At 71.6% G+C, this 17,304-nt stretch carries 14 protein-coding genes and 1 pseudogene; 5 read left to right on the forward strand and 10 right to left on the reverse strand.

What is annotated here, in order from left to right:
* Positions 1-2: 2 nt before the first annotated feature.
* The 3 genes and pseudogenes from sdhA to B3G12_RS05640 all read right to left on the reverse strand — a co-directional run bounded on the left by sdhA (position 3) and on the right by B3G12_RS05640 (position 2,718).
* Positions 3-1,598: a succinate dehydrogenase (quinone) flavoprotein subunit gene (sdhA, locus tag B3G12_RS05630; protein ID WP_290499715.1), complete on the reverse strand. Its 1,596-nt coding sequence runs from the start codon at positions 1,596-1,598 to the stop codon at positions 3-5.
* Positions 1,580-1,996: pseudogene (locus tag B3G12_RS05635) on the reverse strand (FAD-binding protein); the annotation flags it as partial. The pseudogene B3G12_RS05635 and the gene sdhA, both read right to left, overlap by 19 nt.
* On the reverse strand, positions 1,996-2,718 hold the full coding sequence (locus B3G12_RS05640) for a succinate dehydrogenase cytochrome b subunit (RefSeq protein WP_145009728.1): 723 nt from the start codon (positions 2,716-2,718) through the stop codon (positions 1,996-1,998). The pseudogene B3G12_RS05635 and the gene B3G12_RS05640, both read right to left, overlap by 1 nt.
* Positions 2,719-3,234: 516 nt before the next feature.
* Between B3G12_RS05640 and B3G12_RS05645 the strand changes: the two genes are divergently transcribed.
* The 3 genes from B3G12_RS05645 to B3G12_RS05655 all read left to right on the forward strand — a co-directional run bounded on the left by B3G12_RS05645 (position 3,235) and on the right by B3G12_RS05655 (position 5,980).
* Positions 3,235-4,833: an L-lactate permease gene (locus B3G12_RS05645; RefSeq protein WP_145009725.1), complete on the forward strand. Its 1,599-nt coding sequence runs from the start codon at positions 3,235-3,237 to the stop codon at positions 4,831-4,833.
* 219 nt (positions 4,834-5,052) lie between these two features.
* The gene (locus tag B3G12_RS05650) at positions 5,053-5,412 is read left to right on the forward strand and encodes a cupin domain-containing protein (RefSeq protein ID WP_055086325.1); all 360 of its coding nucleotides are present in this window, start codon (positions 5,053-5,055) and stop codon (positions 5,410-5,412) included.
* Between the two features lie 190 nt (positions 5,413-5,602).
* On the forward strand, positions 5,603-5,980 hold the full coding sequence (locus tag B3G12_RS05655; RefSeq protein ID WP_260983327.1) for a low temperature requirement protein A: 378 nt from the start codon (positions 5,603-5,605) through the stop codon (positions 5,978-5,980).
* A gap of 68 nt (positions 5,981-6,048) precedes the next feature.
* Here B3G12_RS05655 and B3G12_RS05660 read toward each other — a convergent pair whose 3' ends face one another.
* The gene (locus B3G12_RS05660) at positions 6,049-6,597 is read right to left on the reverse strand and encodes a hypothetical protein (RefSeq protein WP_290499550.1); all 549 of its coding nucleotides are present in this window, start codon (positions 6,595-6,597) and stop codon (positions 6,049-6,051) included.
* Positions 6,598-6,942: 345 nt separating this feature from the next.
* Here B3G12_RS05660 and B3G12_RS05665 point away from each other — a divergent pair, with 345 nt between their 5' ends.
* Positions 6,943-7,149 (forward strand): hypothetical protein, encoded by a 207-nt coding sequence (locus tag B3G12_RS05665; RefSeq protein ID WP_290499552.1) that lies wholly within the window; start codon positions 6,943-6,945, stop codon positions 7,147-7,149.
* Positions 7,150-7,247: 98 nt separating this feature from the next.
* On the opposite strand, the gene B3G12_RS05670 is transcribed toward B3G12_RS05665, so the two are convergent.
* The 3 genes from B3G12_RS05670 to B3G12_RS05680 all read right to left on the reverse strand — a co-directional run bounded on the left by B3G12_RS05670 (position 7,248) and on the right by B3G12_RS05680 (position 10,017).
* Positions 7,248-8,003, reverse strand: a complete 756-nt coding sequence (locus B3G12_RS05670) for an amidohydrolase family protein (RefSeq protein WP_290499554.1) — start codon at positions 8,001-8,003, stop codon at positions 7,248-7,250.
* 158 nt (positions 8,004-8,161) lie between these two features.
* Positions 8,162-9,319, reverse strand: coding sequence for an MFS transporter (locus B3G12_RS05675; RefSeq protein ID WP_290499556.1), 1,158 nt, complete (start codon positions 9,317-9,319; stop codon positions 8,162-8,164).
* Entirely contained in the window at positions 9,316-10,017 is a 702-nt protein-coding gene (locus tag B3G12_RS05680; RefSeq protein ID WP_290499557.1) for a DUF2087 domain-containing protein, read from the reverse strand. The genes B3G12_RS05675 and B3G12_RS05680 overlap by 4 nt, the downstream gene beginning before the upstream one ends.
* A 272-nt stretch (positions 10,018-10,289) precedes the next feature.
* Between B3G12_RS05680 and B3G12_RS05685 the strand changes: the two genes are divergently transcribed.
* Complete coding sequence (locus B3G12_RS05685) at positions 10,290-13,697, forward strand: DEAD/DEAH box helicase (protein ID WP_290499558.1); 3,408 nt, start codon at positions 10,290-10,292, stop codon at positions 13,695-13,697.
* A 36-nt stretch (positions 13,698-13,733) separates the two neighbouring features.
* On the opposite strand, the gene B3G12_RS05690 is transcribed toward B3G12_RS05685, so the two are convergent.
* The 3 genes from B3G12_RS05690 to B3G12_RS05700 are packed head-to-tail and all read right to left on the reverse strand — an operon-like array spanning position 13,734 to position 17,282.
* The gene (locus tag B3G12_RS05690; RefSeq protein ID WP_290499559.1) at positions 13,734-15,446 is read right to left on the reverse strand and encodes an ATP-binding cassette domain-containing protein; all 1,713 of its coding nucleotides are present in this window, start codon (positions 15,444-15,446) and stop codon (positions 13,734-13,736) included.
* Positions 15,439-16,332, reverse strand: coding sequence for an ABC transporter permease (locus B3G12_RS05695; RefSeq protein WP_342353650.1), 894 nt, complete (start codon positions 16,330-16,332; stop codon positions 15,439-15,441). Before B3G12_RS05695 ends, B3G12_RS05690 begins: the two co-directional genes overlap by 8 nt.
* Positions 16,329-17,282, reverse strand: a complete 954-nt coding sequence (locus B3G12_RS05700; protein ID WP_126874373.1) for an ABC transporter permease — start codon at positions 17,280-17,282, stop codon at positions 16,329-16,331. The genes B3G12_RS05695 and B3G12_RS05700 overlap by 4 nt, the downstream gene beginning before the upstream one ends.
* Positions 17,283-17,304 lie beyond the last annotated feature (22 nt).

Consider the following 17,304-nt stretch of genomic DNA (forward strand, 5'->3'; position numbering starts at 1 on the left):
TCTCATCGGTAGTCGCGGGTCTCGGGCGGGACGCTGGGGAACTCCAGGGGCTCCTGGTGCCTGATGTAGCGCGGTCCCGTTTCGCCGGTCTCGCCGGAATCAGCACGCTCCCACGCGGACGCGAACAGCCAGTGCTCGTCGTCGCGCTGGGCCTCGCCGCCCTCGGTCTGGTGCTCCTCGCGGAAGTGCGCGCCGGCGGACTCGTCCCGGTCCAGCGCGTCCAGGCACATGAGCTCGGCCATGTCCAGGTAGTCGGCCACGCGGCCGGCGCGCTCGAGCTCCTGGTTGAAGCCGTCCGGGCGCCCCTGCACCCGCAGGTCGCTCCAGAACTCCCTGCGCAGCTTCCGGATGCCTCGCAGACCCTCGGCCAGCCCCTCGGCGGTGCGCGTCACCCCGCACTTCTCGTAGAGCAGGTCGCCCAGCCGGCGGTGGAAGCGCTCCGGGCCCTGCGTGCCGCCGATGTCGACCAGCGCCTGCACGCCCGCCTCGGCCTCGGCAACCGCGGCCCGCACGACGCCGTCGTCCGGTGAGAGCTTCGACCTGCCCAGCAGCGGTGCCAGGTAGTTGGGCACCGAGTAGGGGAGCGTGAACCACCCGTCCACGCACGCGGAGAGCAGCGAGTTGGCGCCCAGGCGGTTGGCGCCGTGGTAGCCCCAGCCGGCCTCGCCGCCCACGAACAGCCCGGGGATCGACGTCATCATGTCGTAGTCGCTCCACAGCCCGCCCATGGCGAAGTGCGCGCCGGGTCCAATGCGCATGGGCTCCTCGTACGGGTCCTCGCCGGTGGCGTCCGAGTACATCTCGAAAAGGTTGCCGTAGCGCTCCGCGATCACCTTGCGGCCCAGACGCTCGATGGCGTCCCGGAAGTCGAGGTAGACGGAGTTCTTCAGCGGCCCGACGCCGCGCCCCGCGTCGATCTCGGTGCGCGCGGCCCGGCTGGCGACGTCGCGCGGTGTGAGGTTGCCGAAGGCCGGGTACCGGCGCTCCAGGTAGTAGTCGCGCTCGTCCTCGGGAATCTCGTTCGGGGGCCGGCCGTCCCCGGCCTTCACGGGAACCCAGATCCGGCCGTCGTTGCGCAGGGACTCGCTCATGAGAGTGGTCTTCGACTGCCACTCGCTGGAGACCGGCAGGGCCGTGGGGTGGAACTGGATGAAGCACGGGTTGGCGAACAGCGCGCCGCGCCGATGAGCCCGGAATGCGGCGGTGACGTTCGAGTTCTTGGCCAGCGTGGAGCGGTAGTAGACGTTGCCGTAGCCGCCGGTGGCGAGCACCACGGCGTCCCCGGTGACCGCCGAGATCTTCCCGGTCACGAGGTCGCGCACCACGATGCCCTGGGCGCGGCCCTCCACGACGATGAGGTCCAGCATCTCGGTGCGAGTGTGCAGGTTCACCTGTCCCGTGGAGACCTGCCGCAGCAGCGCCTGGGCGGCGGCAACCTGCAGCTGCTGACCGGTCTGCCCGCGCGTGTAGTAGGTCCGGGAGACCTGTACGCCGCCGAACGAGCGGGTGGCCAGCCCGCCCCGTACTCGCGGGCGAAGGGCGCGCCGATCGCGTTCATGTGGTCGATGACCCGGATGCTCTCCTCGGCCAGCCGCCAGGCATCGGCCTCGCGGCCGCGGAAGTCGCCGCCCTTGACGGTGTCCTTCACGAACCGGGCGATCGAGTCGTTGTCCACCGTGCGGGCGCGTGCGGCGTTGATGCCGCCCTGGGCGGCCACCGAGTGGGCGCGGCGCGGGGCGTCGTGGAAGGTGAACGACTCCACGTTGTAGCCGAGTTCGCCCAGGGCCGCCGCCGCACCTGCACCGGCGAGTCCGGTGCCCACGACGACCACGGTGAACTTCCGACGGTTGAGCGGGCCCACCATGCGGTAGTGCAGCCGCCGGTCCGCCCACGTCTGGGACGGGGGCACGTCCGAGCCCAGGCCAGGGAGGTCCGAACCCACGGTGCGCAGCTCGTCCAGCAGGGCGTGCGGCTGGGTGGTCGAGGATGCCGTCATCACTGAATCACTCCCAGGAGAACCAAGACGGGGATCGAGATGTTGCCCAGGCAGATGGCAATGGCGACCAGCCCTGCCACCCACGCGGCGAGCTGCCGCAGCCGCCTGCCGGTGGCGCCGAGGTCGTTGGCGGCGGTCCACGTCCCGTGGGCCACGTGCACGGTGAGCACCAGCATGGTGAGCATGTAGAACAGGGCCACCACGGGCCGCTGGAAACTGGCGACCAGATTGGCGTACGCCGATCCGCTCTCGAACGCCCCGGATGCGGCCGGCTGGACACCCAGCGTGAGGTCCAGGATGTGGAAGATCACGAACAGCAGGATCACCAGGCCGGTCCCGAGCATCGAGCGCGCCATCAGGGCGTCGCCGCGGCGCAGCCCGGTGCGTTTGAACGGCCCGCGGGCTCGACGGGCGCGCGTCCACAGCAGGAGCCCGCAGCCCACGTGCAGCACCAGGCTGATCAGCAGCACGACGCGCAGCACCCATAGGACACCCGCGTAGGGCATGAGCGGCATCAGGATCTCGCGCAGCCAGTGTGCGTAGTGGTCGAACTCCTCCTGGCCGCGGAAGATGTGCAGATTGCCGTACATGTGCACGAACACAAATCCGACGAAAATGAGACCGGTGACGGCCATGGTGGTTTTCGCGGCGAAGTTCGACACCGGCAGCCGTGTGCGCGGCGGGGCTGACGTGCGTTGTTTTCGCTGAATGGTTGCCGTCATCGTTGCCCCTCGTCAGTGGGTGAACCGAGTGCTGAACTCCGGGAGTTCATCATCCTCAATTCTACGCCGGGAGGGGCATTGCAAGACGCGTTCCGGGGCGTTTCCGGTACTGCCGCCAGAAAGGGTTGCGGCGGGTGCCGAGGGCATTGAGAATAACTAAGGTTTGCCTATCGTAATTTCACAGTGTGGGTGTTTTTACGGTGTTCCGTTCCCACTCACGGGGTCGCGGACCCACTGGGCGGCTGTGCCGTTCCCCAGGGGGTCCGCAGCCGGGTGTCCCACTTCGCACCTGTCACTCTCCGCGGAGGGTTCCCGCCCGAACTGCCCGGTTCAGGACTAGCGTTGACCCTGTGATCAAGGCGTCGCTGCGGCGCGTGGCAGGCGGTGGTACGAGGGTCCGCTGGCTCCCGGAACCCGCCCCGCTGCGCGACCGGCGGCCGACGACGGCGCGCACCGCGGCGACGTCGCGAGCCCGCCTTGAGGACTGCTCACCCGCCGGACGTCGTGGAGGCTCCAATGTGGACCCAATCTCTTGACACCCTGGGCAGCCTGCCCCTCACCGCGCTCGTGGCCGCGATCCCGATAGTCGTGTTCCTGGCCTGCATGATGCTGTTCAAGCTCACGGGGTTGAAATCCGGGCTCATCGCGCTGGTGGTGCAGATCCTGGTGGCACTGCTCGTGTTCCACATGCCCGTCTCCGCCGCGGCCGGTGCAGGTCTGCTGGGGCTGCTGACCGCGCTGTGGCCCATCGCGTACATCATCGTCATGGCGGTGTGGCTGTACCGGCTGAGCGTGCGCTCGGGCCGCTTCGACGTGATCCGCTCCTCGATCGCCGCGGTCTCCGCTGACCAGCGCGTGCAGGTGCTGCTCATTGCGTTTGCGTTCGGCGCGTTCCTGGAGGGCGTGGCAGGCTTCGGCGTGCCCATTGCGATCTGCGCGGCACTGCTCGTGCAGCTGGGGTTCCCGCCCGTGCGCGCCGCAGTGCTGTGCCTCGTGGCCAACGTGGCCGCCGGTGCCTACGGCGCCATTGGCGTGCCCGTGCTCGTGGGCGCGCAGGTCACCGGCATGGAGACGCAGGAACTCTCGCGAGCCCTCGTGCTGCTGCTCCAGCCGCTCACGTTCCTCGTTCCGTTCCTGCTCGTGTGGATGGTCGACGGGGTGCGCGGCCTGCGCGAGACCTGGCTCCCGGCGCTGGTCTCCTCGGTGGTCTTCTGTGCGGTGCAGGGTGGCCTGCTGTGGTTCATGGGTCCCGAGCTGGCGGATCTCGCGGCCGGCCTGCTGGCCATGGTCGCCCTGTTCGCGGTGTGCCACGTGTGGTCCCCGAAGCGCGTGTCCCGTGCCCCGGAGGTCCCCGAGACCGCCGAGGGGAAACACCCCCTCGGCGAGGTGGTCCGCGCCTGGAGCCCCTTCTACATCCTCACCGCCGTGATCCTGCTGTGGTCCGTCCCCGCCGTGCAGAACCTCTTCACCAAGGGTGCGCTGAGCTTCACGACCTTCACGGTGCCCATGCCCGGGCTCACCGGTCACGTGACCACCGCCGCCGGAACGGTCGTCAATGCCACCTGGACCTTCTCGATCCTTGGTGCCACCGGAACGGCCATCCTGATCGCCGTGCTCATCACGTTCTTCACCACCCCGCAGCTGCACGCCAAAGAACTGGGGGAGGAGCTGGCGGGCGCTCTCAAGGCACTGGGCCCGGCCATCCTGCTCATCGCCGTGATCCTGGTGCTCGCGAACATCGCCAACTACTCCGGCGGCTCCACCGCCATGGGCACCGCGCTCGCCGCGGTCGGGCCCATCTTCCCGCTCATCGCCCCGGTGATCGGCTGGATCGGCGTGTTCCTCACGGGCTCGGTGGTCAACAACAACACCCTCTTCGCGCCGCTGCAGGTGGCGACGGCGCAGGGCATCGGTGCCGCCCCGTCCCTCCTCGTGGGGACCAACACGGCAGGCGGCACCACCGCAAAGGTCATCTCCCCGCAGTCCATCGCGATCGCTGCCGGGGCGGTGGGTCTCAACGGGCGGGAGAGTGAGATCATGCGCGGCTCCATCGCCTACAGCCTGGGCATGCTCGCGGTGGTGTGCGTGTGGACGTTCGTGCTGGCCCTCGTGTGAGCGCCCCTCGGGCGAGTGTCTGGGGGCGCGTCCTCAGGCGGGCCACGACCTCCTCGCGGGTGGGCCGTTCGGTGCACCGGGTCAGCTGGGAGGTGCCTCAGGAGGAGGGCGGCTGCCCCTCGGTGGTTCCGGCCGGGTGGAACCCCCGTTGATCCAATAACTTGCAGGCAATATGCTTATTATGTTTCGAGCAATTCACGGAAGGGGACCTGAGAAGCCATGGCGCACCACTCGTTCGAGCACACCACCCACCACGGCTCCGGGAGTGGAGTCGCCACCCTTTCAGAGCTGGTCGGCCGCAGCGAACCCCGTCCGGGCCGCCCCAGTGCTGCCACGGTGGTGGAGGAGGACGGCGTCAAGGTGGTCGCCTTCGAGTTCCACGAGGGCGACGAGCTCCACGAGCACGCTGCACCGCACCCGGCGCTGATCCAGGTGGTCCGGGGGAGCGTGGACTTCCAGCTCCCGGAGGGTCCCGTGCAGCTGCGGCCGGGCCAGGTGCTGCACCTCACGGAGGGGCTGCTGCACGCCGTGAAGGCCCTCGAGCCCACGACGCTGTCCGTCACACTGCTGCTGCACTGATCCCGCTGCTGCGCTGAGCCCGGGCGGGCGGGCCCGGCCCGGAGCGGTCCGTGAGCCACGCAGGGGGTGGGACCTTGCCAGTCTGACACCGTCCACGTGACCGACGCACCCCGGCGGGAATGGGCGCCGCCGTCCTCGCCTGATCGCGGAGACCATCGAGTCCACACCGTGGCACCCGCACCACCGGGCCATCAACACGTTCGCCGGCTCCATGTTCTACGGCTACACGCACTTCTTCATCTTCGCCGCGGCAGGCGCCTTCTCCGCCGGCATCGAGGTGGAGATCGACGTTCTCACGGGCGACAGCGAGCTGCACGCCCCGTGGTCCTCCTTCGCGTCCAGCATTCCCCTGGCCGTCTTCCTGCTCGGCGTGTGGGCGGTGGCCATCAGGTGCAACGCGGAGAGGACCGTCAGGACGGTCCTTCCCCTGGCAAGGCTGCTGGTGCCCATCGACCCGCTGCTGCCCGTGCCGTTCGGTCTCATCGCCGTGGTGCTCATGCTGACCGTGGCGGTCCTCGTGTGGCGCCAGCCGGTGGACAGGCCCATGCACCGACCCGTCAACGCCTGAGCGCCCAAGGCGACGTCGCGGCTGCCCTTCTCCACCCGGCGCGTGCAGTCCCGGGAAGCCGGGGCCGTTCAGCCCTGGGGTGACGGCGCGGTGAGCCAGTCCACGAGGCCCGGCCACACGGCGTCGGCGGCGGAGCGGCGGAACAGGCCGTGGTGGCCGATGCGCGCCACGCCCAGCTGCTCCGGGGTGAACGTGCGGTGCTCCACCGCGGCGGAGGTGAGCCGCCCGGTCAGGGCCCTCATCTGCGCGGGGCTGGCCCAGGGATCGTCGGAGGCGCCGAGCGCGAGCACATCCTGGGTGACCGCGGCCGCACGGGCCGTCGCGTCCATGGACGGGTCGTCGAAGAAGTAGCCGGGACGCCGTGCCCACGACCCCCACTCGACCATCGCGGCTGTGGGCATGTTTTCTCCGATGCCGAGCCGCTTGCCGGGCATGTACCCCAGGGTCCGGCTCAGTGCCGGGCCCACGGCATGCAGCACGGCGGCCACGCGCAGCTGCTCCTTCCGCGGGGCGATCGTGCGGGTGTGCGCCAGGTGGGAGGAGACCACCGCGAACCGGTCGAGGCCCTCGAGCCCGTGGCCGAGGACCATGGCGTGCCCGCCGATGCTGTGACCCACGGCGTGCAGTGGAAGCGCGGGGAACCGTGCGCGGGTCCAGGCAGCCACAGCGTGCCCGCCACGGCGTCCGAGGCGACGGGAATGCTCAGGTTTTCGCGGCGGACGCCGGCTACGGGGGAGTTCCGGTGGTCAGACATAGAAGTTACTCTAGGGTATTTCCAGCGGCTCAGCCCTGGGCCGTCACGGTGACGGTGGCTCCTGTCGCACGCAGGGACGCCACGTCCGTCTCGGGGGCGGGAGAGTCAGTGACGATCGGGGGGAGCTCCGCGCGAGCGCAGCCTGAAGGACGCGCTCGGTACCTCCGCGGGCACCGCGGCCGTCGCCTGCGGTGCCTTCTCCGCAACCATGACGATCGGCCGTCTGCCGGCAGACCGGGTCGTGGAGTGGCTCGGCTCCGAGGCCGTCCTGCGCTGCCGTGCGGCCATCGCGGCGGTGGGTGCGCTCGTCGTCTCGTTCACCCCGTGGGTGTGGCTCGTCGTCGTGGGCTGGGATCGGCTCGGTGTCGGTCTCTCCGGCTGCGTCCCGACGCGGCGGGTGCTCGCGGCGCAGTGACGGGCGGCTCGCTCTGTGCGGCCGCGTGCGCTCCCGGCGGCGGGCTCGGTCTGCCCGTCGTGGCGCCGTCGCGAGGTCGCGTGGTCGCGTGGTGACGCTCACGCCCCCAGGTAGAACGACGCCGCGTTGTTCCAGAAGACGTCCGCTACGCGGTCCGCGGGCAGCGCGTCCACGATGAGGGCAAGGTCCTCGTCCCGGAACGGGCGCAGGGCCCGCGTGGAGGGCAGGTCCGTGCCGACCATGAGCGCCGTTGGGTCGGTGGCGTCGATCGCGCGGACCGTTGCCGCGGGATCGAGCTCCACGCGGCCGAATCCTGTGGCCTTGACCTTCACGCCCCGCTCCACGAGCCGCAGCAGGTTGGAAAGGCCGTCCTCGTGCATGCCCAGGTGGTCGATGCTCGCCGCGGGCAGGGCGGCGATGCGGCGGGAGAGGTTTTCGTCGATCGTGCGGGCGTCGATGTAGAACTCCGCGTGCCAGCCGGCGAGGTCGTGGACGCGGCGCGCCAGGCGGTCGATGTCGTCCAGGTTCGCGGAGCCCCCACGGGCCACGTTGAAGCGCACCGCGCGCACCCCAGCCTCGTGCAGCTCGAGGATCCGCGTGTCGCTGGTGTCCCCGGGGACCTGGGTGACACCCACGTAGTTCGGCCCCAGGGCCTTCAGCGCGTCGATCAGGTAGCCCTGGTCGAAGGCCTGGAACGAGCCGGAGACCACCGCGCCGCCCTTTATCCCGAGCCCGTCGATGCGCCGCTGGTAGTCGTCCACCGTGAACGGGCCCGGCATGAACCCGTTGTTCTCCACGAGTGGGTGCGCGGGATCGATGATGTGCAGGTGGGTGTCGAAGATGCGCTGCGTCATGCGGTGCTCCTGGGCTGTTGTGCTGGGTGCCCGCCGATGTCCACGGGGTGATGACGGGAACGACGAGATTCTAGAAGTCTGTGGTGTTGCGCGTGACGACCGCCATTCCCTGCCCGGTGGCGGTCGCCGCACTCGGTGCGTCACGCTCCGGTTGCGGATCAGGTGTGTGGAGCCGTGCGGCACAGTGCCCCGACCAGCGTGAGGCCACCGGCGAGCGCCAGGGCGGCCACGGCATCGTGCTCCCCGAACGCCGCGCCGGTGAGATAGCCGCCCACCACGCAGCACGTGACGATCCAGCGGTAGGCGGCCCACGCGCGGGCCTGCTCGGCCAGCGGAACCGCGGCGAGGATGGTGCGCGAGACCGCCGCGTTGAACGCGCCGTTCCCCGCGCCGCCCACCAGGAACAGCGGTGCGCCGATGGCCACGCCGGGCAGCCCCAGGGCCAGCACGAGGAAGACCGCGCCCATGCCCCCGGCACCCAGGACAAGCAGCACCGTGGCCGGGCACCTGCGGAGACGGCCCGCACCCTGCCCGCCGAGGACCGCGCCGAGACCCCACAGGCCCCACGCGAGACCGACCCACGCCGGGTCCCAGTGCGCGTGGTGTGTGAGGACGAAGACGCCGGACACGCCCTCGACCGACGTCGCGAACACGGTGCAGACCAGCAGCCCGAGGCCGCCGACACCGAACGTCCCCGGGCGCGCCAGGCGCTGGAACCCGAGCGGCACGCCCCGCTGCGGAGAGGCGTCCACCGGCACGGGCGACCGGCCGGTGACGGCCAGGGCGACCACCGCCAGCAGCGTGAACGTCGCCGCGTTGGCGCACAGCAGAGGCCCGATCCCGCCCACGCCGAACGCGATGCCGCCGAGCGCCGCACCGCATGCCTGGGACAGCCCGTTGACGGTGGCCAGGTGGCCGCCGATGCGCTGGTGGTCGCTGCTGTGCAGCGCGATGAGCTTGCTCGCCACGGGCCCTGTCACGGCGCAGACCGCGCTCACCACGGCCACGCACGCGACGATCAGCACGTCCGAACGGGCGCCCGCCATCACGAGGAACAGGGTCGCCTGCACCGCCAGGGACAGCGGCCACCACCACCAGCGCAGCGCCCGGTCCACGAGCACGCCGCCCAGAAGCCCCAGCCCGATCGTGGGCACCGTCTGGGCGAGCAGGATCGCGGCCAGCAGTCTCGGCGCCCCAGACTCGGCGGCGCGCAGCGAGAAGCCGACGGCGGCGACGTCGTCCCCGCACGCGGAGACCAGCAGACCGAGCAGCAGCACCGCGAGCTTCACGTCCGACCGGGTGCCGGCGCGGCTCACGACGCGCTCAGCCCGAGATGGACCGGCAGCCACAGGTCCTCCCACGCGGGGGTCTCCTGCCGCATGGACGCGGACCGCTGGGGCATGCGCGCGGGCAGCCAGTAGGCGCCGGCCTCACGCTGCAGATAGCCGTACTCCACGAGCTCGCGCCGCCAGAACGCCTGGTCCTCGACCAGCGTCCGCAGGATCGCATTGACCTCCACCTCGCTCCAGGTGCGCCCGGCGGGGAACGCGGCGAGCAGGTGCAGCAGCACGAATACCCGGGCACGACGGCGCGCGGGCACCGTGTGCACGCGGCCGTCCCGCACGAACCGGCCCAGGACCCGGCGGTACACGGTGTGGGCGCGTTCCCACTCGGCGGGGTCGGTGCTCGCGGGCACCGGGGGAGCGGAGGACGACGACGCCTGGTGGCCGACTGCCGTGCTCGCCGCGTCCTGGGCGGGCAGGGAGTTCCCGATGGCCCCGGATTCGGCGGGCCTCTCGCGGTGGGGCACGCCGGCCGTGCGCCCGGTGGGCAGTCGCCGATGTGCGAGGGGCTCCGCGGGAGCGGGCGCGGGGGAGTCCTGTGCTCCGTGGAGCGGGGCGGCTAGGTCGTCGTCGCGCTCGCGGAGCAGGTCGGCACGGGCCGCGGTGTAGGTCTGACCGGTCGAGCGCATGCGCGCGCGCACCAGAGTTTTGAAGTCGTTGTGCTGAGTCATCTCGTACCTGGACCGCGCGCACCGCCCCCAGCACGATCGCCCGGTCGGACGAGGTCTCGACAACGTCTGACGGCCCGAGAATTCTCTCCCCTTCGCCGCTGCGCCGGAGCTGGGGTCCGTGCGCGGGCTGGGCGCTGGGCACGCCGACTGCACGAGAGTATGCCACATCACAGTGCGTGGCGGTGACCCTGGATAGACTCGGGCTCTCACGGCGGGTGCCCAGGGCCTGCCCGCCGCCCCCACGCAGCGCCACAGGAACGCGAGGACCGCGCATGGTCGAGACGGCAACGATCACCGACTACCTCGCGCGGATCCTTCGGCGCGGGCAGCTGGACGAAGTGAGTTTCGGTGACGGCCCGTACGTGGCGGTGCCGCGGTCGTTGCTGCGTGCGGGTTTCCTGCCGGAGGAGCAGACGCGGACCCTCTTCGATGCGCACGACGACGCCACGGGGCGGCGCGGGCGGGCCACGTCGTCGTCGGAAGAGACAGCGGAGGTCACCGCCACCCCGACGGCCCAGGTTCGCGGCGGGGGAGCCGCGAGGACGCGGGCGGCGGATGCGGAGGAGGGCGGAACCCGCACCGGTGCCGATGCCGCCGCCCCCGCCGGGGAGCACAGGGGTGACAACGGGACCGGACCGTTCGACGGCGAGCCTTCGGACGGGGCGACACGTGATGAAGGCGGGTCTGACGAGCAGGACCGCACACCGCTCTCCGTGGTGGTCTCCTGCGTGTCCCTGGAACTGCCCGGCGGCGGACACACCGGCCTGCTGCTGCTCGAGGCCACGCTGTTCCCGGACGGGCGGCTCGAACCGGTGCTCGAGACCGCGAGTTCCCCGTGGATTCCCTCGGAGCGGCTGTCCTCCCCAATGGTCGGGGACCGAGAGGTCATGGTCGGGGACCTCGAGGCCTTCTGGGCGTTCTCGCGGCAGCAACTGGGCGCAGGAGTGTCACAGACGACGTCGCTCGCGGGCGCGCTGGACCTCGCGGACAGCCTCTTCGCGGCCCTGGCGGGACGCAGCGTGGCGGAGTTCGCGGCCGTGCTCTCGGGCGACGGCCAGCACTCTGAGAGCGCTACCCCTCCGGCTCACTGCGACACGTCGGGGAACGGGCGCGTGGAGCACGAGCTGTGCTTCGTGCGGGAGCTGGAGCGGGTCAACGCAGTGGGCCCGCTCCTGGACCTCTACGACCACGTCGCGGACCACGGCGCCCCGGTCCTGCTGGAGCGGATGTGCCAGGGGTGGTCCGGTGCACGGATTGCCGAGCGGGCGATCCACGAGGGAGAGGGCCTGCACGAGGCGATGAAGCTGTCCTGCGGGTCGATGAGCGACGGCTTCCCGCTCACCCCGTCGCAGCGCCGGGCGGTGCACGCGTTCCTGAGCGGGGAGGAGGGGGACGTCACCGCGGTGAGCGGTCCGCCGGGCACGGGCAAGACCACGATGCTGCAGGCCGTCGTCGCCAACATGCTCACGCGTCACGCACTGGAGGACCGGGACGCCCCCGTGATCGTGGGAACGTCCACCAACAACCAGGCGGTCACCAACATCATCTCCTCGTTCAGCTCCGTGACGAGGAACGATCCCGGCACCCTGGACCTGCGGTGGCTTCCGAGCGCGGAGGGGATGGGCAGCACGGAGCTCAGGACGTCTGAGGAGATCCAGGAGGCCCGGAAGACGCCGGAGATCCAGGAGACTGAGAAGGCGCAGGAGCCCGCGACAACCGGGCAGAGCGAGGGCAGCGGGGCATTCGAGGCCACGCCGCTGCGGTCCCTCGCCGTCTACTGCCCGGCGTCGTCCCGACTCAGGGAAGCCCGCACGAAGTACCTGCTCGAGCAGCGGAACAAGAGCGAGACGTACACCGTCTACAGCGACCCGCGCTACCTGGGGCGCGCACGGGACACGTTCGTCGCGCGGGCCAGTGCACACGTCGGCAGTGCCCACGACCTCCCAGGCATCAAGGGGTGGATCACAGACGCGCTCGCCGAGCTGGAAGAACTGCGGCTGGTGCTCGTGGAGGAGATGGCCCGGCACGGCGCCACGGACCGGTACGCCCGGCTGTGCGCCGAGGCGGTGTCGTCGCCGCACCTGATGAGCCTGGAGAAGGTTGCCGGACTCGCGGCCTGCACCACCCTCGAGGAACTCGACGCCGTCCTGGACGTCACCCTGCGCTACGCCGAGTTCTGGCTCGCGGTGCACCACTACGAGGCCTGCTGGTTGCTGACCGAGGACTTCATCCCGGAGGACGAGCGCTTCAAGAACACGGCAACGGTCATGTCGACGTACTGGCCGCAGGCCGCAGCCCTGACCCCGTGCTTCGTGATGACCGCCTACCAGGTGCCCAGGTACTTCGGTCTCTACTCGAGGAGCGGGGAGCCCGCGCGGTTCGACGTGGGCCGCATCGACCTGCTGATCGTGGACGAGGCCGGTCAGGTGGACACGCCCGTCGGCCTCCCGGCGTTCGCGCTGGCCCGCCGCGCGCTCGTGGTGGGGGACGAGAAGCAGCTGGCACCCGTGTGGTCGATCGACGAGGACACCGACCGCGAGGTCGCCGAGAGCGCCGGCATCCCCGCCGAGACCTGGGCGCAGAACCTCCGCCCGCGGGGCATGACGTGCTCGCCCCACTCCAGTCTGATGCGCGCGGCCAGTCACGCCTCGGCCTGGAGCTACCACGACGGGGCTCCTGGGATCTTCCTCTCCGAGCACTTCCGATGCCACCCGGAGATCATCGGCTACTGCAACGACCTGCTCTACAACGGGCTGCTGGAGCCGAAGCGCCCGGCGTCCTCCTCGCCCGTCGAGGGCCCGGCGTTCCTGTTCCGGGAGGTCCCCGGATCGCAGGACGAACGGTCCGGGTCCAGCCGGGTGAACCGGACGGAGGCGCAGTGCGTGGCACGCTGGATCGTCGCGAACTACGCCTACTTCCGCGACCTCTACACCACGCGGGAACCCGACTCGAACAGGGCACCGGGAGAGGACGAGCTCATCGGCGTGGTGACACCGTTCAGCGCGCAGGCACGGCTGATCACCAGGGAGCTACGAGCCGCGGCCACCGCCGAGGACGCCCCGGCAGACCTTCCCTCCCGGTTCGCCGAGAGCATCACGGTGGGCACCGCACATCGGCTGCAGGGCGCGGAACGGCCGGTCGTGCTGTTCTCCGCGGTCTACGGCCAGAACAGTCCACGGTCCGGGTTCATCGACTCGAACCTCGAACTGATGAACGTGGCTGTGTCCCGCGCCAAGGACCTGTTCATCGTCTTCGCCGCCGCCAACCGGTGGGGCAACGGGCCGGTGTTCGAGCGGATGACCGAGTGGGCGCACCGATCGGACGCCGTGTTCGCCGCCACGGTGCCGGAGCCGGAGCCTGCGGGCAATTCGGTGCCGGAGGCAGCGTCGTCGTCCGCGGAACCGCTCACGCTGACCGCGGTCGTGAAGGAGTGGAAGGCCCGCGGGGTGCTGAGCGAGGAAGACGCCGCGATCACCACAACCGCGTGGAACTTGCGGCTCGCTGAGGCCGGAGTGCTGGTGGGCGGAACCGGTGCCTGGGAGCCGACGGCGCTCGCCGAGCGGCTGGGCGTGGTCACCGAGCAGCGGCACAACGCGAAGGGCGATGAGTACACCGCGATCGCCTACACCCCGCGCATGCAGGCACTGCTCCAGCAGCTGTACCGGGACGGCCGACTCTGACGAGAACCAGTCCAATCGCGCCCAGTCCAGCCAAGCTCAGTCCAACCGCGGCGCCGCGTCGATCAGCTCCCTCGTGAACGGGTGTGTCGGGTGCGAGAGGACGTCCTCGGTGGGGCCGGACTCGACGACCACCCCGTTCTGCAGGACCACAATGTCATCGGAGGAGTGCCGGACCACCCCGAGGTCGTGGGAGACCAGCACAATCCCGAGCCCGCGCTGCGCCTGCAGCTCGTCCAGCAGGTCGAGCACCTGCGCCTGGACGGAGGCGTCCAGCGCGGAGACGGGCTCGTCCGCGAGCAGCACGGCGGGCTCCACGGCGAGCGCCCGGGCAATGGCGACCCGCTGCCGCTGACCGCCGGACAGTGTCCGCGGCCGGGCGTGCGCGGCGGCGGGGTCCAGGTGCACGGATTCCAGCAGGTCGGCGACCCGCCGAGGATCGCGCCGCCCCAGTGCATCGGTGAGCACCTGGCCCACGTCCCAGCGCGGTTCGAAGGATCCCAACGGATCCTGGACGATCATGGCCAGCTGACGTCGGCGCGCTCGCCGTCGCCGTTCGGGTAGCGCTGACCACGGTTCACCGCGCAGCAGCACGTCCCCGGACTCGACGGGCAGCAACCCGGCAAGGGCCCGCAGCAGCGTGGACTTCCCGGACCCGGATTCGCCCACGAGCCCCACGGTCCGACCGGCGCGCAGCGTGAGGTCGGCACCGCGCACCGCGGGCTCAGAGGTACCGCCGTAGCGCACGACGACGCCGCGGGCCGAGAGCAGTGGGCTCGCCTCGCGCGGTGCGTCCAGGCCGCGGCGTTCTGGTTCCTGAGGTGCAGGGTCCGAGCGGTACGAGGAGGCGGGACCTGGCACGGCGCCACCCACCGAGACAGCCGGGGTGGCTGGTGCTGGGGCGTTGCCCTGCGTGGCGACGGTGCCGGGTCTCGCGTCTCCGGGAAGCCGCGCCGCGGCGTCGGGCAGCAGGGCCTCGCCGCGGGGCCGCCCCCACGGAACCGAGGCGACCAGGCGGCGCCCCTCCGTGGAGGCCGGGTCGGCCATGACCGTACGGAACGGGCCGGTCTCGACAACGCGTCCGGCGTCCAGGATCACGACGTCGTCCGCGACGCGACGCGCCGCACCGAGGTCGTGCGTGATGAACAGCAGCGATCCGCCGGCGTCCACGCGTGCCCGCAGCAGGTCCAGGACCACGGCCTGGCGGGTGGTGTCCAGCGCGGTGGTGGGCTCGTCCGCGACGACGACCTCCGGGTCCGCCGCGAGCGCCGCCGCAATGAGAGCGCGTTGGCGCATGCCGCCGGAGAGCTCGTCCGGGCGACGCCGGGCCGCGGCCGGGTCGAGTCCCACGGACTCCAGCAGGGCGGGGACGTCCACGGCGGTGCCGGCCAGGCGGGCGGCGTCGGCCACCTCGGCACCCACGCGGCGCAGGGGATCCAGCGAGCCCAGGGCATCCTGCAGCACGGTGCCGACCACACGCCCCCGGATCCGCCGCCACGCGCGCTCGGCGCGGGATCCGCGTTCGCCCAGCCCGGCGACGTCGTGTCCCGCGATCCGCAGCACGTCCGCGGTGACGACGCCCCCGGTGAGGCCGATCAGCGCGCGCGCCGTCACGGACTTGCCGGACCCGGACTCGCCCACGAGTGCCACGGCGCGCCCGCGGGGCAGCACGAGGTCCACGCCCCGGACCGCCGCCACGTCCCCGAAGCACACCCGCAGGTTTCGGGCGCTGACCACCGGATCCTCAGCCACCGGCGCTCCGTCCCGCCAGGTGCGCGGAGAGCCTGCGTCCCAGGAGGGTTGCCACCACTCCGACCGCCACGATGGCCAGGCCCGGGAAGACTGTCATCCACCACGCGCTGGTGACGTACGTGCGCCCGGCGTTGAGCATCGCGCCCCACTCCGGCGCGGGCGGCGGTGCGCCGAGCCCCAGGTAGCCGAGCGCCGAGGACCACACGATCGCCTGCCCCAGCCCCAGGGTGGCGACGGCGAGAAGTGGCCCGAGCGCCCCGGGCAGCACATGGCGCACGACGATGCGCAGGGGGGAGTGGCCCAGCATCCGCGCGGCCTCTACATGCCCCGAGCGGGAGACGCGGCGCACCTCGGCGCGCAGCAGACGCGCGTAGCCGGGGGCTGAGGAAAGTCCCACGGCCACGACGACGCCGGCCACGCCGGGTCCGCGCACGGCGATCAGCAGCAGCGCGAGCAGCAGGGTGGGGAAGGCGAGCATGGCGTCGATCAGCCGTGACCCGGCGGCGTCCAGCCAGCGTCGCCCCAGGCCCGTGAGCAGTCCGAGCACCGCGCCCAGTCCCACGCCCAGCACGGTGGCCGCCACGCCGATGAACAGGGAGGGCCCGGCGCCGTGGACCACGCGGGTGAAGACGTTCCGGCCGGACTCGTCGGTGCCGAACGGGTGGCTCCAGCCGGGGGCCTGGAACGCCTGCGCGGGGTCGACCGCGAGCGGATCACCGGGAGCGAGCAGCCCCGGGAACAGGCCCGCGAGGGCGAGCACCGCGGCGCACGCCAGCAGCACCCACAGACCGATCTGCGAGGCCAGGGGGCCCGGTGCTTGGGAGCCGGGCGTGCGGCGCCGTCGTGCCCGGCGATCCGGGGCGTCCAGGGAGGGGACGGCGCTCACGAGGCCCCCCGGGTGTCGACGGCGGCGGTCAGGGCGTCCGCGGCCATGGTGACGAGCACGTACCCGAGTGCCGCGAACAGCGTCACCCCGAGCACGAGGGGAACGTCCCGGGAAGTCACTGCGGAGACCAGAGAGCGCCCCAGACCGGGCCGCGCGAACACCGTCTCGATCACCACCGCCCCGGAGATCAGGTAGCCGAAGGACCACCCGGAGAGGTTGATGCCGGGCACCAGACCGTGGCGCAGGGCATGGCGCACGCGCAGTCCCCCGCGGGTCTCACCGCGGGTACGGGCGGCGAGGGCGAAGGGGGAGTCCAGGGCGGTGAGCATGGCCTCGCGCATGGTCTGGGACAGGTAGCCCGCCAGCGGGACCGCCAGGGAGAGCACAGGCAGCACCAGGCCGCGCGGCGTGGCGTCGGAGACCGGCGGGAACCAGCCCAGGTGCGTGGCGAAGACGATGATCAGCACGGAGGCGAGCCAGAAGCCCGGCAGCACCGAGGCCACGATCTCCACTGCGGAGGCCACGCGCGCGGCGAGCCGGGACGTCCCCGTGGCCACCATCGCGGTGCCCAGCGCGAGCAGCCACGCGCACAGCAGGGCCAGCACGGCCAGCGTCAGGGTGGGGCCGATCAGCGGGGCCATGACCTCGGTGACGGGTGCGCGGTGCGAGTAGCTCGTGCCCAGGTCCCCGGTGAGCACGCGGCCGAGGTAGGCGAGGTACTGGACGGGCAGCGCCCGGTCCAGGCCGTACTGCTCGCGGGCTGCCTGCAGGGCTTCGGCGCTCGCCTGCGAGCCGGGCCCGCCCAGGGCGGCCTCAGCCGGGTCGCCGGGCAGCAGCTGCAGCACCCCGAACGCCACGGTGGCCACGAGCCACAGCGCCACCAGCGCCCCGCCCAGACGGATCAGGACGGGGCGCCAGGGCCGACGCCGATGCACGGTCGCGGTGGCCACTCAGCCCACCGGTTCCCGGCTC

Source organism: Kocuria sp. UBA5001 (assembly GCF_002398425.1).
In the GTDB taxonomy this organism is placed as follows: domain Bacteria; phylum Actinomycetota; class Actinomycetes; order Actinomycetales; family Micrococcaceae; genus Kocuria; species Kocuria salsicia.

Excerpts from the sequence above, each read along its gene's own strand:
- B3G12_RS05640 (WP_145009728.1), bottom strand. The coding sequence starts at position 2,718 with ATGACGGCAACCATTCAGCGAAAACAACGCACGTCAGCCCCGCCGCGC.
- B3G12_RS05645 (WP_145009725.1), top strand. The coding sequence starts at position 3,235 with ATGTGGACCCAATCTCTTGACACCCTGGGCAGCCTGCCCCTCACCGCG.
- B3G12_RS05650 (WP_055086325.1), top strand. The coding sequence starts at position 5,053 with ATGGCGCACCACTCGTTCGAGCACACCACCCACCACGGCTCCGGGAGT.
- B3G12_RS05665 (WP_290499552.1), top strand. The coding sequence starts at position 6,943 with ATGACGATCGGCCGTCTGCCGGCAGACCGGGTCGTGGAGTGGCTCGGC.
- B3G12_RS05670 (WP_290499554.1), bottom strand. The coding sequence starts at position 8,003 with ATGACGCAGCGCATCTTCGACACCCACCTGCACATCATCGATCCCGCG.
- B3G12_RS05680 (WP_290499557.1), bottom strand. The coding sequence starts at position 10,017 with ATGACTCAGCACAACGACTTCAAAACTCTGGTGCGCGCGCGCATGCGC.
- B3G12_RS05685 (WP_290499558.1), top strand. The coding sequence starts at position 10,290 with ATGGTCGAGACGGCAACGATCACCGACTACCTCGCGCGGATCCTTCGG.